At 41.8% G+C, this 16,943-nt stretch carries 9 protein-coding genes and 1 pseudogene; 8 read left to right on the plus strand and 2 right to left on the minus strand.

The genetic code is table 11. The features are described from left to right. The first annotated feature begins 60 nt into the window (after positions 1-60). The 3 genes from V7K41_RS13450 to V7K41_RS13460 all read left to right on the plus strand — a co-directional run bounded on the left by V7K41_RS13450 (position 61) and on the right by V7K41_RS13460 (position 7,170). The gene (locus V7K41_RS13450) at positions 61-3,669 is read left to right on the plus strand and encodes an ATP-binding protein (RefSeq protein WP_334848824.1); all 3,609 of its coding nucleotides are present in this window, start codon (positions 61-63) and stop codon (positions 3,667-3,669) included. Further along, the gene (locus V7K41_RS13455; RefSeq protein ID WP_334848825.1) at positions 3,666-5,501 is read left to right on the plus strand and encodes a GGDEF/EAL domain-containing response regulator; all 1,836 of its coding nucleotides are present in this window, start codon (positions 3,666-3,668) and stop codon (positions 5,499-5,501) included. Before V7K41_RS13450 ends, V7K41_RS13455 begins: the two co-directional genes overlap by 4 nt. Positions 5,502-5,769: 268 nt before the next feature. Then, on the plus strand, positions 5,770-7,170 hold the full coding sequence (locus V7K41_RS13460) for a hybrid sensor histidine kinase/response regulator (protein ID WP_334848827.1): 1,401 nt from the start codon (positions 5,770-5,772) through the stop codon (positions 7,168-7,170). Here V7K41_RS13460 and V7K41_RS13465 read toward each other — a convergent pair. Next, positions 7,167-7,850 (minus strand): response regulator transcription factor, encoded by a 684-nt coding sequence (locus V7K41_RS13465; RefSeq protein ID WP_334848828.1) that lies wholly within the window; start codon positions 7,848-7,850, stop codon positions 7,167-7,169. The genes V7K41_RS13460 and V7K41_RS13465 overlap by 4 nt on opposite strands. Before the next feature lie 131 nt (positions 7,851-7,981). Next, positions 7,982-9,085, minus strand: coding sequence for a sensor histidine kinase (locus tag V7K41_RS13470; protein WP_442943184.1), 1,104 nt, complete (start codon positions 9,083-9,085; stop codon positions 7,982-7,984). 704 nt (positions 9,086-9,789) lie between these two features. On the opposite strand from V7K41_RS13470, the pseudogene V7K41_RS13475 reads away from it, so the two are divergent. The 5 genes and pseudogenes from V7K41_RS13475 to V7K41_RS13495 form a co-directional block, all read left to right on the plus strand. Beyond that, positions 9,790-10,086: pseudogene (locus V7K41_RS13475) on the plus strand (hypothetical protein); the annotation flags it as partial. A gap of 206 nt (positions 10,087-10,292) precedes the next feature. Next, a complete protein-coding gene (kdpA, locus tag V7K41_RS13480; RefSeq protein ID WP_334848832.1) occupies positions 10,293-11,978 on the plus strand; it encodes a potassium-transporting ATPase subunit KdpA in 1,686 nt (561 codons plus the stop codon). A 336-nt stretch (positions 11,979-12,314) separates the two neighbouring features. Continuing rightward, entirely contained in the window at positions 12,315-14,420 is a 2,106-nt protein-coding gene (gene kdpB, locus V7K41_RS13485; protein WP_334848834.1) for a potassium-transporting ATPase subunit KdpB, read from the plus strand. Between the two features lie 518 nt (positions 14,421-14,938). Further along, on the plus strand, positions 14,939-15,541 hold the full coding sequence (gene kdpC / locus V7K41_RS13490; RefSeq protein ID WP_334848836.1) for a K(+)-transporting ATPase subunit C: 603 nt from the start codon (positions 14,939-14,941) through the stop codon (positions 15,539-15,541). 168 nt (positions 15,542-15,709) lie between these two features. After that, positions 15,710-16,867 (plus strand): universal stress protein, encoded by a 1,158-nt coding sequence (locus tag V7K41_RS13495; RefSeq protein WP_334848838.1) that lies wholly within the window; start codon positions 15,710-15,712, stop codon positions 16,865-16,867. Positions 16,868-16,943: the final 76 nt, after the last annotated feature.

A 16,943-nucleotide genomic window follows, 5' to 3' on the forward strand; every position in this document is an offset into this window, starting at 1 on the left:
TAAAATGTAGCTGGCATGGCAAAATGCACCTAGTAGATGCTGGGGAAGAATAAAACTACAATGTTATCCAAACTTCAGCCCGTCAAATCATTTAATCGCTTAGTTGGCAAAGTTTATGCCAAGATGCCCTTGAGATATGTTCTGATTGTGCCCTTTATCTTGCAAATTTGTGGTGCGGTGGGACTTGTGGGCTATCTTTCGTATCAAAATGGCCAAAAAGCGGTAAGGGAGCTTGCTACTCAATTAGAAAATGAAATCTGCGATCGCATTGAACAGCATCTTGATAGCTATTTAACAACCCCGAAGCAAATTAATCAAATCAACTTAGATGCGATTGAGCTACGTTTGCTCAACCTTTCGGACTTTCAAACCACCGGCAATTACTTTTGGAAACAAATGCAGGTTTTCAATGTTGGCTACAACAGCTTTGCCAATCCCAAAGGTGAATTTATCGGTGTTGAACGTCTAGATAATGGCCAGCTCTTAATTAATGAAGTTAGCGAAAAACATGGTATAGGCAAACTCTATGTTTATCCTACAGACAAGCGAGGAAATCGCCGCCATTTACAGGAAGTCAAAAATTACGATCCTCGCACAGAAGCTTGGTATACAGATCCAGTCAAGATAGGCAAACGAGTTTGGAGTCAAATTTATCAATGGGAAGATAAACCAGAAGTTTTATCCATATCTTCCAGCTATCCTGTTTACGATAAAAATCGCCAATTCGTTGGGGTGATTAGTGTTGATTTGCTCTTATCACAAATCGGCAAGTTTTTAGCTAAGTTAAAGATTAAAGAGTCGGGTAAAACTTTTATTTTAGAGCGTTCTGGGTTAATAGTGGCTTCTTCCACTAGCGAACCACCATATACGATCGTTAATGGAAAAGGAAAACGTCTATCAGCATTAGATAGTCAAAATCCTTTAATTAAACTCACAGCACAGTCTTTAATCGAACACTTTGGCAGTCTTAAATTTGTTGTGGGGAAGCAACAGCTAAGTTTTACCGCCGATGGAATGCGTTATTTCGTACAGGTAAAAAGCTGGAAGGACGAACTCGGTTTAGATTGGCTAATTGTGGCGGTGATTCCCGAAGGGGAATTTATGGAGCAAATTAACGCCAACACCCGCATCACTATTTTGCTGTGCATAGTTGCTTTTTTAGTGGCTACAAGAATTGGGATTTTGACTGCTCGTTGGGTAATTAAGCCGATTTTACAATTAAACAGCTCGGCGAAGAAAATTGCTCAAGGTGAATGGGAGCAAATACCAGACATTCAGCGTTCCGATGAACTGGGAGAACTAGCCAAATCATTTGAAACTATGGCAAAGCAACTCCAAGCATCCTTTAGTGCTTTAGAAGCAAAGAATGCCCAAATGCAAGTTTTAAATGAAGCGCTATCTCATAATCACAGTCAGCTAACTCAATTTTTAGAAGCCATGCCGGTAGGTGTATTTATCATCGATGCTGAAGGTGAACCTTATTATACAAATCAGATTGGGCAGCAAATTCTCGGTCAAGGAGCGATCGCAGAAGTTAGCACCGAAGAATTATCAAAGGTATATCAAGCTTACCTTGCCGGGACAGATCAACTTTACCCCAGCGATCGCCTGCCGATTTTAAGGGCATTACAAGGGCAAAGCACCAGGGTTGATGATATGGAAATTCGCCGTTGTGGCAAGATTAATACCATTGAGGTTTTAGGAAAGCCAATTTATGATGAATCAGGGAATGTGGCTTTTGCGAGCGCCACATTTTTTGATATTACCCAACGCAAACAAACAGAAAAGTTATTAGCAGAATACAATCGCACCTTAGAGGCTCAAGTAAAAAAACGTACTGAAGAGTTCCAGCAAGTTATCGAGCAACTGCAAACGACCCAAGAAGAACTGATTCAATCGCAAAAAATCGCTGCACAGGAACAACAAGCAGCTGTTCGGGAAGCGGCGCGAAGTGCTGCCGCCAACCTCGCCAAAAGCGAATTCCTTGCTAACATGAGTCACGAACTGCGTACCCCACTCAATGCCATTCTTGGTTTCACCCAAGTCATGAGTCGAGATTATTCGCTATCTAGCGAACATCAAGAAAACTTGGCAATAATTAATCGTGCTGGCGAACATCTACTCAAATTAATTAACGACATTCTAGAAATGTCTAAAATCGAAGCTGGCAAAATCACCTTAAATTGCAGCAGCTTTGACTTAATTCATTTGTTGAAGAACTTAGAAGAGATGTTGCACTTGCGTGCTGCATCTAAAAATTTAGAATTACTGTTTGAATATGCGCCAGATATTCCTAAATACATAGAAACGGACGAAAATAAACTGTGTCAAGTATTGCTCAACCTTTTGGGAAATGCGATCAAATTTACCGAGCGAGGGAGGGTGACGCTACGGGTGAGACTGGGGGTTGATGAGCAAAAGAGCAGGGGAGCAGGGGAGCAAGGGGAGCAAAATCTTTCTTATCCCTCTGTTCTTTTCTTCGAGGTACAAGATACTGGCTGTGGTATTGCCCCACAAGAACTTGACTTGCTGTTTGAGGCTTTTGAACAAACTGAAATCGGCAGAAAATTCCAACAAGGGACGGGACTGGGTTTAGCGATTAGCCGTAAATACGTGCAACTGATGGGAGGAGATATTACTGTTAGCACAATGCCTGGTGTCGGTAGTACATTTGCCTTTAACGTTCAGATTGCTCTAACTTGCCCCACAGAAATCCCGATAAACCAAATCAAATCACAAATTAGAGCTTTAGCACCTAGTGAAAAAGTATACCGTATCCTAGTAGTTGACGACTCCAAAGAAAGCCGTATCTTGTTAGTTAAAATTCTCACATCTCTAGGCTTTGAAGTTAACGAAGCTACAGATGGTAGTGAAGCGATCGCTAATTGGGAATCTTGGCAACCACACCTGATTTTTATGGATATGCGAATGCCAGTCATGGACGGTTACGAAGCCACAAGAATTATTAAAGCTAGAGAAATCGGGCATGGGACAGCTAATACGTCGCGGAGGTTCCCAAAATTGAAACAACTGGTGTCATCGGCGAGCCAGTATCTTGCAGAAGAGTTAACCGATTCAGGCGAGGGTGAGGTTATGAAAGTTGTACGCAAAGAGTCCTCCACACCAGAAACAACTGGTGCGATCGAAAATGATGCTTCTGGTGCGTCCACTTTGCGATCGCGGATGCCAACAGCCTTGGCTCCCCCTTACGACTTCTCTAGAACAATGCCGGATAGCTCCCAGACAAATACAATCATTATTGCCCTAACTGCTAGCGCCTTTGAGGAAGAACGCCAGAAAATTTTGTCCATTGGCTGTGATGATTTTATTCGCAAGCCATTCAAACAGGAAGTATTATTGGAAAAACTGAGCAAACATCTGGGTTTAAAATATACCAATCAAGTAGAAACCACAAACACAGTAGTTGTCGATCGAGCTACACAGATTTTTGTCAGTGTTGCCGAACTCCTGGGGCATTTATCACAAATGTCACCTGAGTGGCTCCACCAGGTTCACTATGCCGCAGCCAGCTGTAGCGATGAACTGATTTTAGAGTTACTCAAGCAAATTCCATCAGATAATGCTCAAGTTTTCCAAGTTCTCAGGGATTTAGCAAATAACTACCAGTTTGAAAAAATCATGGAATTGACTACAACAAACTTAGAATGAATTACGAGCATTTAGACCCTAATAAAAAAGATATTTTGATCGTTGATGATATGGCGGATAACCTTCGGGTTTTATCCTCCATATTGACAAGGGAAGGGTATAACGTTCGTAAAGCTTTAAACTGGCAAATGGCACTGACAGCAACTCAAACATTATTACCTGATTTAATTCTACTCGATATTATGATGCCAGAAGTAGATGGCTATGAAATTTGCCAGACCTTTAAAGCTTGGGAGCTAACAGCCGATATTCCAATAATTTTTATTAGCGCTTTAGATGATGTTTTTGACAAAGTTAGAGCCTTTAAAGTGGGTGGTGTAGATTACATCACCAAACCTTTTGAGTTTCAAGAAGTTTTAGTGCGCGTGCAAAATCAACTGGCATTGAGATCGGCGCGATTAGAAATATTGAAACTAAATGTTGAACTTGAAGATCGGGTAAAACAGCGGACTGGGGAGCTAGAAAAAACTCTCCAAAAACTCCAGCAAGAAATCGATTCCCGCCAGCAATTGCAAAGTCAACTGCTAGATATAGCACTGCATGATTCCCTGACTGGATTATCAAACCGAGTTTTGTTTATTCGGCGATTAGAAAATGCTCTCAATCGGGCGAAGCAAGAATCTAATTATCAGTTTGCGGTACTTTTTTTGGACTGCGATCGCTTCAAAGTTATTAATGATTCTCTTGGTCATCCGGTGGGAGATGAATTGCTGATAGCCATTGCTCACCGTTTACAAGCATGTCTGATACCTGTTGATACTTTAGCACGGTTAGGCGGGGATGAATTTGGAATTCTTTTAGAGAATATCACAGATATTAATATAGCAATCCAAGTTGCAGAAAGGATTTTGCAACAGTTATCACTTACTTTTCAACTATCAAGATATGAAGTTTTTATGAATGCCAGTATTGGTATTAGTTGGGGCAATAAAGATTACGATCGCCCAGAGTATTTGCTGCGGGATGCTGATACGGCAATGTATCGAGCTAAGGCTCAAGGAAGAGCCAAATATCACGTTTTTAATCCAGCGATGCATCAGGAAGCTATTCAGCTTTTAGAGTTAGAAAATGACCTGCGGAGGGCTGTTGAAAGGCAAGAATTCCTCGTTTACTATCAGCCAATTATTTCTCTGGCTACAGGCAGAATTTCTGGATTTGAAGCCTTGGTGCGCTGGCAACATCCAATTCGTGGTTTGGTTTCTCCTATAGAATTTATTCCTGTGGCCGAAGAAACGGGTTTAATTAATGCCATCAATACTTGGGTATTACAGTCAGCTTGTCATCAATTAAGCATCTGGCAACATTATCCAGTGACACCAGAACCTCTAACGATGAGTGTCAATTTGAGTGCAAGATTATTTTTACAGCCGAATTTTGTAGAACAAATTGACCGAATAATTTATGAAAATAAAATAAATCCAGCATATTTAGAATTAGAAATTACCGAAAGTGTAATTATGGAAAATACAGATGCGATAAAAATAATTCTTCAACAACTAAAGCAGCGAAAAATTAAGTTGGTTATGGATGACTTTGGTACAGGATTTTCCTCTTTAAGTTACCTGCACAGCTTTCCTTTAAATGCACTCAAAATTGATAAATCCTTCGTCAAACGGATGCAGGAGAACAAAGAAAATATGGGGTTAGTACCAGCAATGATTGGCATTGCCAACTCAATGGGGATGAGTGCGATCGCTGAAGGTGTCGAAACACAAGAACAGTTAGCCCAATTGAGAAGTTTAAACTGTAATTTTGCTCAAGGATATTTATTTTCTAAACCTATAGAACAACAACTGGCTCTTGAGTTGCTCACCTCAGCACCTCAATGGTAGCTATCAAGTAGCACCTGGGAAAAATTTCATTGTTGATCCTCAGCTAGATAATCTGTGAGTGCTATCTACTATAATCCTTACAGCAGTTCATCAGGTTGCCAAAGGTGATAACTGGCCAATAGCTTCGATAGTCTGCAAAATTCTCCAGCCACGTGAGAGTTAAACTATAAATACAAGTATTTTTGTGAAATCGGTCAACAAATTACCGGGTGATTTCAAAGAAGGATTTACTATCCTCAATAATTATACGCATAACTTTTGATCAATAATGCATTTTAATCAAACTAACCATCAGAAAAGAAATGTTTTGGTGGTCGATGATACCCCAGATAATTTGCGGCTTTTATCGGCGATGTTGACTGCACAAGGTTTTGAAGTTCGCAAAGCCTTAAACGGTAAAATGGCGCTGACTGCATGTCAAATGGTTTTGCCCGATGTGATTTTGCTAGATATCAATATGCCAGGTATGGATGGCTACCAAGTTTGTCAACAACTAAAAGCTGACGATAAAACTAGTGAAGTCCCAGTAATTTTTATTAGCGCTCTGGATGATGTTGTAGATAAGGTAAAGGCATTTGATGTTGGTGGTGTAGATTATATTGCAAAACCTTTTCATGGTGCAGAAGTGGTGTTGCGAATTGAAAATCAGATTAATTTACGCTTGCTCCAAGTTAAACTGCAAGAAAAAAACTTTTTACTCCAACAGGCTCTTGACAACTTGAAAGCTTCTCAAGTTCAACAAATTCAGAACGAAAAGATGGTGGCGCTGGGACAGTTAGTAGCTGGGCTGGCTCACGAGATTAATAACCCGATCAGTTTTATTTATGGAAATCTCCAATATGCTGGTCAATATGTGGAAGACCTAGTAAATATAATTGAGGTCTATCAGCAGGAATATCCCAAACCCACGCCAAAAATTCAGCAAATAGCCAAAGATGTAGACCTAAATTTTATCATTAAGGATTTACAAAACCTGATAGGTGCAATGTATAGAGGCTCCGATCGCATTCGAGAAATTGTACTGGCGCTACAACATTTTTCTCGGCATGATGAAGCAGAGATGAAACGGGTAAATATCCATGAAGACATCGAAAATACTTTAGTGATGTTACAACATCGGCTCAGGGAAGCAGCAGACCGTCCAGCAATTGTTGTAGTCAAAGATTATGGTAACTTGCCCCTAGTCACTTGTTATGCGAGTGAACTAAATCAAGTATTTATGCATCTGTTGAATAATGCTATTGATGCAATAGAAGAGGGAGTGAGGAATCAATTTCTAGAAGAGGGAATGGAAAATGAGGAATGGAGAATGGGGAATCAATCTTCTACTCCCTACTCCCTACTCCCTACTCCCCAAATTCGGATTCATACAGAGGTGACAGACTTGAATATAGTCAAAATTGCGATCGCTGATAATGGTCTTGGTATTGAAGAGTCGTTGCGATCGCGTTTATTCGATCCATTCTTTACCACAAAACCTGTGGGTAAAGGTAGTGGACTAGGATTATCTATTAGTTATCAGATTATCGTCCAAAAACACCGAGGAAATATTAGTTGTACCTCATCTGCTGGCAAAGGAGCAGAGTTTGCGATCGAAATTCCCATAGAGCAGCCTGATATCTCATCGCAATTTTCAAAATCGGAAAAGGGATTAGGGACTGGGGATTAGGGATTGGAATTAATCAACAATTCTGGTGCTACCAATCCTTTTTGGATAGCTAAGACTGCGGCTTGAGTGCGATCGCGTACTTCTAGTTTCTGTAAAATAGCATGGACATGAACCCGCACTGTACCAGGGGCAATGTAGAGAATTTCAGCAATTTCTTGATTGCTTTTGCCAGCTGCTACTAGTGCCAAAATTTCTTGCTCCCGCTTCGTTAAAGGATTTTCTAAAGATTCCTCAGTTTTTGTAGACTGCACCGCCATCGAATTACCTTCAAAAGCGGCTCTAATTTCAGTTGTTGCTGTTTGATCCCACCAAGAAGCGCCCGCAGCAACCGATCGCACTGCTAATATCAAAGACTCAGCCGGAATACCTTTAAGGCAGTAACCTTGCGCCCCGGCGGCAATTAACCGCGAAATCAGGGGTTTTTCAGAACGGGACGTTAAAACCAGAATTGGTAAATTTGGGTGCTTCTGTTTGATTTGGCGACAAGCCTCAATCCCGCCAATTCCCGGTAAACCTATATCCAGCAAGACCAAATCCAGAGGATAGTGATTTGCTAATTCTACAGCTTGTTCCCCATCTTCTGCTTCTGCAACAATCTCCAAACTGGTTTCTTGTTGCAACCGCATCCGCAGACCAAGCCGAAACAATTCATCATCTTCAACTAGTAAGATTTTTGTCATTGGTCATTTGTCATTGGTCATTTGTCATTTGGAAATAGGAGGCAGAAGTTCTTTAATTTTGAATTTTGAATTTTGAATTTTGAATTTTGAATTTTGAATTTTGAATTTTGAATTGATTTCTCCCCCACTCCTCATCTCCCCGGTGGTGGACAAGCTGGGAGTCGGAAACCAAACAGTGCGCCGCGTGGTGAGCGATTCTCTGCCCAAATTGTACCCCCATGAGCAGTAATAATTTGCCTGGTCAAATAAAGTCCTAACCCAGAACCGGAGACGTGGCGATCGCTATTTCCTTGATAAAATCTTTCAAATAAGTGAGGTAACTCTTTTTCGGTAATGCCGGAACCAGTATCGAGTATTTTTACCACTTGATCGCTAGAATAACCTTCAAATACTACTTCCACTTTACCGCCACGAGGGGTATGGTTAATGCCATTACTCAGGAGATTGCTGAAAACTCGCCCAAGTTGCAAAGAATCGCCATTTACCCAGAGAAAGCTCCGAAAATCTGATTCGCCATAGTGCAGAGAAATATAAACCTGACGTGTTTTCGCTAGTTCAGTTAGGGTAGCGACGATCTCCTCCGCCACTGTCACCAAGTTAACTGGCGATATCTGTAGTTTCAGCCCTTCAGCATCATTGCGGTACACATCTAAAAGTGTTTGGACTAATTGCAGTGTACTGCGATGACTACGAGCCATTGTTTGTAAGACTTTTGCTTGCATGGGTGTGATTTCACCGAATTGCTCATTTTGAAAATATTTCAGCGTTTCAATTGCTCCTAATAGGGGTGTTTTCAAATCATGCGTTAGGGTAGAAACAAAATCTTCACGCATGGTAGCTAGTTGTTCTTGGGAGCGTAATTGTGCTTGGGTATAAGCGATCGCTTCTTCATTGCGGTGGTTGCGATCGCTTAACCAACCTGTTACCACTAATGCCAACACTGCAATCAACCTATTTGCCAACGTTGGGGAATTAATCATTTCTCCTCCGGGAACAAACAAATTCAACAGTGTTAATCCTGTAGCTGCAACAGTGATCCCCAAAACTGCTCCCCGATTCAATCGAGAATCTGCTAATAAAATCGTCCCTGTGTAGAGGTAGCCAAATACGTACTCAGGTGGTGTCAAATATTCTAGTATTATCACGATCGCAAAGGCGATCGCTATTAGCCCATAGGTCTTTCCACGCTCATTTATCGCTTCTTTCATAATCAATAATCGATTTAATATCTTCATTTATGATTTACTAAATGCATAACTATAGGATTGGTACTGCAAAGCAAAATTCAAAATTCAAAATTAATACAGTATAAGCATTTTATTGATTTGGAATGGGTGGTTTACTTGCGCCGTGCTGTACTAGCCCTTTCAAGGTGACAAACGAACATACGTTGTTTCAGCGCAACCATCTTGAATCCTCCGCTCAGATTTTGGGCTTTTTGAAAGTTGAAATAACCAACCTTCGTTCCAAATTTCACCACCTTGAAAGGGCTAGTTTACTCAAGTAAAATTTGCAGAATTATCAGCTGGATTGTCACTAACCGAAAACAATTTTGTGGTTGTTTAATTGTCTTTAGCGTTTTACCATTACTAAGCAGTATGTGTTGCCAGGTGTTATTTTCAGCACCTCGCATTCGATTGCTCAATGGAAGTCATTTTGAGCGGCGATCGCTATTCTTGCATAGATATAATGAACTGTATACTTGTCAACACGAAAGAGAACTTTTAATTAATTTCTAACTCACTCGGTACCAGCGAAATCAAATCAATTTCTAAATCAATTTTGCGACCATTGCCGTTTGCGGTTAAGGTACAATTTTCTCAAAATGCCACGATCACTCCTAATGCAGTGATTGGAGATATATAGGAGCGATCGCTAATCTCACTCAACCAATTCTGACTAATCGGGGTCAAATCGTTATAGTCTGTAGAACGCAGGCTTTCTGCATACTGCCTTAACCCAGATGAGTAACGCTGGTATCTCACTGCGGGTAATTCAGAAAATCTCAGGGCATCGGAATTTAAAGCAGTTCGAGAGATACTTAGGGGAACTCCAAAAAATAAACTATCCAATTTTTGGAATCAAAACGATTTTTCCTTCCCCTGCTCCCTGCTCCCTGCTCCCTGCTCCCTGCTCCCTGCTCCCTGCTCCCTGCTCCAACGATCGGGTATTGGGGGCGGCAGCGGCATTGTCGATGTTGTCAGGGAGCAATGTAATAGAGGATCTGAGTGCGTAAGTTCTGCAAACTTGGAAAATGTATTGTATAAACAAATAATCCTAACTAGTGAAATAGATGAATTAAGAGTAAAAATTAAATATTCTTAACAAAAACTTGAACAAGTATCTGGAAAATAGTGATAACTGAAAATAGTAAATTCCTCAAAATCTGTTATTTCTAAAAATTGGCTTGCTAGGACTTAAATTTAATTTAGCGCGAAATATATGGGACAAGGTTTTTTGCAAATTGGCTTAACGCTGTGTATTGTCATAGCAATTACTCCATTATTCGGAAAATACATAGCGCGTGTCTTTTTGGGAGAAAGAACACTGCTTGATTTTTTAATGAACCCCATAGAGCGGAGTATGTTCGTACTTGCGGGTGTTCGGAGAAAAGATGACATGACGGGTTGGCAGTATATCCAAGCCATAGTCTGTTGTAACACGCTCATGGGTATTTCAGTGTATTTTCTGATATATTTTCAGAGACTTTTACCCTGGAATCCAAACGGCTTTGGTTCGCCCAGGTGGGATGTATTGTTGCATACAACGATTTCCTTTGTAACGAATACTGACCAACAACACTACGCAGGTGAGACAACCTTAAGCTATTTTAGCCAGGTAGCGGCTTTAGGCTTTTTGATGTTTACCTCTGCAGCCACCGGTTTAGCCGTGGGAATTGCCTTTATTCGCGGGTTGACGGGTAGAAAACTGGGAAACTTTTACGTCGATCTCGTGCGTGGAATTACGCGAATATTGCTGCCGATTTCGATTATTGGTGCGATCGCTTTGCTGATAGCAGGTGTACCACAAACATTAGCTAAGACTATGGATGTGACAACCTTAGAAGGTGGGACGCAATATCTGGCCAGAGGTCCGGTAGCATCCTTTGAAACGATCAAACTTTTGGGCGAGAACGGCGGCGGCTTTTTTGGCGTCAACTCAGCTCACCCCTTTGAAAATCCCAATGGCGCTTCTAATTTGATAGAAATGCTCGCGATGATTTCTATCCCAGCAGCCTTGATTTACACCTACGGTATATTTGCCAATAACATCAAACAAGCTTGGCTACTTTTTTGGATGGTGTTTGTGATTTTTGTAGTTCTGGTGGGAGTTACAGCCGTAGGAGAACTGCAAGGTAATCCCCTAGTTAATACCGCTTTTGGATTAGAACAACCCAATTTAGAGGGGAAAGAAGTTCGATTTGGTTGGGCACAGACAGCATTTTGGGCAGTGATGACTACCGCTACTATGTCTGGCGCTGTGAATGGGATGCACGATTCTCTGATGCCGCAAGGAATATTTTCGACTCTCTTCAACTTATTTATCCAGGTTATCTGGGGTGGTCAGGGAACTGGAACAGCTTACTTATTTATTTACTTAATTCTCACAGTCTTCCTAACTGGACTCATGGCAGGACGTACTCCAGAGTTTTTAGGACGCAAAATTGAAAAGCGGGAAATTGTTCTCGCCAGTGTAGTGCTGTTGATTCACCCAATTCTAGTTTTGATTCCCAGTGCGATCGCCTTAGCTTATCCCATCTCCCTATCTGGAATTAGCAACTCTGGCTATCACGGTATTTCTCAAGTAGTTTATGAATATGCCTCAGCAGCAGCAAATAATGGTTCGGGCTTAGAAGGCTTGGCGGATAACAGCCTGTGGTGGAACTTGAGTACTTTAGTTAGCCTAATCGGAGGACGCTACATTCCGATGATTGCCATCCTGCTGCTAGCTGACGGGATGTCTCGCAAACAAGCAGTACAAGAAACCCCTGCTACCCTAAGAACTGATTCTCTGGTATTTACTGGGATCGCGGCAGGAGTAACGCTGGTTTTGGGAGTATTGACTTTCTTTCCTGTTCTGGCTTTAGGCCCCATAGCTGAGGGTTTGAAACTAGCATCTGGCAGTTAGAAAAGTTATGAGTTATAAGTTTGAAATTAAGAAAATATCAAAAAATAATTCAGGAGGCAGGAAAAAGGAGTAACCCAGACTTAAAAGTGTGAGATTGAAGCAAGAAAGGTTTATATCTTGCACATACGCGTCTCGTACCAGTATCTGATTTTTTAACTGGGTAATTACTTAGAATTAAAGTTTTCATTTGTACTTCTTTCCTCCTGGCTCCTGCCTTATCTGATAAATTATCCGGTTTCGTAGGATGCGTTACTAACGCATCCTACAGGTTGGATATTTTTTTATTAGAAGTTCCTATAACTCCTAACTCCTAAATTCCACCCCTAAACTTTATTCATGAATCAAGTGGCAACTAACTTTAAAGCTAGACGCCCAAGTTTTCGTACTGGCGATCGCCGCCAAAAACGTAAAAAGACCAGGGCAAATAATAAGTGGCTGTACTTAAGAGCAATTAAAGATGCTTTTGTCAAGCTCAACCCTAAGTATGCAATCAAAAATCCAGTAATCTTTGTGGTTTGGGTAGGGACAATCATCATCCTATTGCTAACGATCGATCCCAACCTATTTGGCCCAGCCCTGCAAAAGAACCCGCAACTTTTCAACGCCTTGTTGTCGGGGATTTTATTCTTTACTGTTTGGTTTGCCAATTTTGCCGAAGCAGTGGCAGAAGGACGGGGGAAAGCCCAAGCCGATGCCTTGCGGTTAACAAAGTTAGAGGCGATCGCGAAAAAACTTGCTCCCGATGGCACCCTTAGTGAAGTTTCATCTACCAGCCTCAAACAGGGCGATACCATCTACGTCGTTGCTGGCGATATCATCCCCGCTGATGGCGAAGTAATTATGGGTGTTGCCTCAGTGGATGAATCAGCAATTACTGGGGAATCTGCACCAGTATTAAAAGAATCAGGTTCCGACGTTGCCAGTTCCGTCACTGGTGGGACGCGGATAATCTCAGATGAACTAATTATCCGCATTACTACTGACCCAGGCAAAGGCTTTATTGACCGAATGATTGCCTTGGTAGAAGGGGCAGAACGCAGCAAAACACCCAATGAAATTGCCCTCACGGTATTGTTGGCAGTTCTCAGCTTAGTGTTTTTGCTAGTTGTAGTAACCTTGCCTGCACTTGCTTACTATGTCAACAGTCCAGTCAGCATCCCAATTTTAATTGCCTTATTAGTAGCGTTAATTCCTACCACCATTGGCGGCTTACTAAGTACCATCGGTATTGCTGGTATGGATCGAGTTGCCCAATTTAACGTCATTGCCACATCAGGACGAGCAGTGGAAGCCTGTGGTGATGTCAACACTTTACTTCTTGACAAGACAGGTACAATTACCCTCGGCAACCGTCTGGCGGAAGAGTTTATTCCTCTCAACGGTCATTCAATGTCAGAAATTGCTAATGTTGCCTGGGCAGCTAGTGTCTTTGACAATACACCAGAAGGTAAATCTATTGTCCGATTGGCAGAAAAATTGGGCGCGCGGTTTGATTTTGACTCCAGTCAGGCAGAAGGAATCAGTTTTTCCGCTAAGACCCGGATGAGTGGCACGAATTTACCTGGTGGGTATGAAGCCAGAAAGGGAGCAGTAGAAGCTATTAAAGGATTTGTCCGTTCCCGCAACGGACGCGATACACCAGAATTGGATGCTACCTACGAACGAGTTTCTCGCCTGGGAGGTACACCCCTAGCAGTCAGCCTAGATAACGAAATCTATGGGATTATTTATCTCAAAGATATAGTTAAACCTGGTATCCGCGATCGCTTTGAGCAACTGCGAAGGATGGGAGTGCGTACCATCATGCTAACTGGAGATAACCGAATTACCGCTTCTGTCATTGCCAAAGAAGCTGGGGTGGATGACTTCATTGCTGAAGCCACACCAGAAGACAAAATCAGTATCATTAAACAGGAACAAGCCGCAGGCAAACTAGTCGCGATGACGGGAGATGGAACTAACGATGCTCCAGCATTAGCCCAAGCTAACGTCGGTGTGGCGATGAATACAGGAACGCAAGCTGCAAAAGAAGCCGCTAACATGGTCGATTTGGACTCCGATCCCACAAAGCTGCTCGATATCATTGGTATCGGTAAACAATTGTTGATTACTCGCGGGGCATTGACGACATTTTCCATCGCTAATGATATTGCTAAATACTTTGCAATTATCCCAGTGATATTTGTCGCTGCTAACTTGCAAAGCATGAATATTATGAATTTGACTAGCCCTAAATCGGCTGTACTCTCAGCATTGATTTATAATGCTTTGATTATTCCCGCTTTAATTCCCTTGGCATTAAAGGGAGTGCGGTTTAGACCGCTGACAGCTAATCAGTTACTCCGACGCAATATCTTAATTTACGGCTTAGGTGGGGTGATTGCGCCGTTTATTGCAATTAAGTTGATTGATGTACTGATTACACTTGTGGGCTTGGCTTAAGAGGATGTTTGAAAAGTATTAGGCGAATATAATTCGCTACTAGACAAAGCTTAGTCCGCAAAGGTGGACTAAGAAAGAGAAAATCAAGTTTTTCAAACCCACGGAAGTTGGTTTTGTCTGTATAGTCGCAAATTATATTTGCCAGTGCTAGTATATTTTGCGACTTTTCAAACATCCTCTAAGGACAGCAAAAGTAAAAACGATGGGGAAACAAGCGCGTCTTAACTAAAGTAAAATAATAAACATTTTTACTTTTACCTGTTGAGAGGTAAAACAAGAAGAATATGAATAAACATCGTTTTTACTCAGTACTGCTTTGGCGATATCCTTTGTTTAGTCGCAATGGGACAAACAACATCTACCACTCGCTATTTTTATCCTGCTGTGCTTGAATGTGGTAACTACCCCAGTTTTTTATGCTGTTGCTAACAGCATCTTGTAACGTCCTGCTAGGTGGGCAAAAGAATTAAAAATTAAAAATTAAAAATTAAATTCTAGGCGCAATTGGAAAACTTTTTATGGCTATTATTCGAGAAACCATCAGAGCAATTTTTATAACTCTAATGCTTTGGTTGTTGACTGCAATCATCTATCCGTTGGTAATCCTTGTAGTGGGTCAAGTTTTTTTGCCCTATCAAGCTAATGGTAGTATCATGCGGAATCTAAATAATGAACCAATTGGTTCTGCTTTAATCGGTCAGGTGTTTACATCTGACCGATATTTCCATTCTCGTCCTAGTACTGTTAGATATAGCCAAGGGAAAAAAGCCAAACCAACTGGCATATCTGGAGCTAGTAATCTCGCTGCAAGCAATCCAGAACTACAGAAACGGATTTTAGAAGAGGCAGATCGATTGCGAGACGAAAATCTTCAACCAATAGCTGATATAATTTATACCTCTGGTTCTGGTTTAGATCCGCATATTTCCTTGAAAGCAGCACGGCAGCAATTGACGCGGGTTGCTGGTGCGCGGGGAGTAAAAGAAGATGAGATCCTACGTTTAATTAATAAGTATACTGATGGCAGATTTTTATGGATTTTTGGCGAACCGGGAGTCAATGTTCTCCGATTGAATTATGCTCTTGATTTGCAAGATATTAATCGTCAGCAAAATCAGTAAATTGGTCATTTGTCATTTGTCATTTGTCATTTGTCATTGGTCATTTGTCATTTGTCAGGAATTATTATTCTCTGCTGCTCCCCCTGCCTCCAGCAAGAACTGCTTTATCCCAACGACAAATTTTGACGCTAACCTACTTAGGATTGCTATATAGATACCAAAAATGAAATGTCAGATCATACTAATATTGGTTCGGCTAGGAATGCGCCTTTAAATTCTGCAAGTTACTCGCTTTATCCGGCACGACGGCGGGGTAAGCATAAAATCTTTATTGGTATGGCTCCTGGAGTAGGCAAAACTTACCGAATGCTGGAAGAGGGACACGCATTCAAACAGGAAGGAATTGATATCGTTGTTGGGCTTTTGGAAACCCACGCACGCAAGGAGACAGCTGAAAAGGCAGAGGGACTGGAAGTTATACCCCGTAAGCAATATCCTCGCGGGGAGTTGACGCTGACGGATATGGATACAGATGCTATTTTAAAGCGATCGCCCCAATTAGTCTTAATCGATGAACTTGCCCATACCAATGTCCCTGGTTCTCCACGCGAAAAGCGCTACGAAGATGTAGAAGTAGTTTTGGCAGCCGGTATTGATGTCTACTCCACAATGAATGTGCAACATCTGGAAAGTCTCAACGACCTAGTAGCCAGAATTACAGGTGTGATAGTCCGCGAACGTGTTCCTGACAGGATTATGGATGAAGCAGATGAAATAGTGGTAGTTGATGTCACACCGGAAACACTACAAGAACGGTTATTAGAAGGCAAGATTTACGCACAGCCAAAAATCCAACAATCCCTCGATAATTTTTTCCAACGCCGTAACCTGATTGCTTTGCGGGAGTTGGCTTTGCGGGAAGTAGCAGACAACGTGGAAGAAAATGCGATCGCTTCTACTCCCAACGGACAATTTTGTAATATTCACGAGCGGGTTTTGGTATGTGTTTCCACTTATGCCAACTCAGTGCAATTGTTACGTCGAGGTGCGAGACTGGCTAACTATATGAACGCGCCGCTTTATACCTTATTCGTAGCCGATCCAGAACGCTTCCTCACCAAAGAAGAAAGTTTACACATCCACACTTGTGAAAAACTTTGTAAAGAATTTGAAGGTACTTTTCTTCGTGTTACTAACGGTAACATCGCCAATGCGATCGCCCAAATCGCCGAGAAATATCGGATTACCCAAATTGTAATTGGTGAGAGTCAGCGATCGCGCTGGCAAATGCTTTTCAAAGGATCTTTGACGCAAAAATTGGTGCGCTTGCTTAAAAACATCGATTTGCATATTATTGCCAGCGAAAAAATGGTTTCATCCAAATAGGGGATCGAAGAGGGGGCAGGGGGCAGGGGGCAGGGGGCAGGGGGCAGGGGGCAAGAGGCAGGGGGCAGGGGGCAGG

The sequence above is a fragment of the Nostoc sp. genome (assembly GCF_036917415.1).
Lineage (GTDB): Bacteria > Cyanobacteriota > Cyanobacteriia > Cyanobacteriales > Nostocaceae > Nostoc.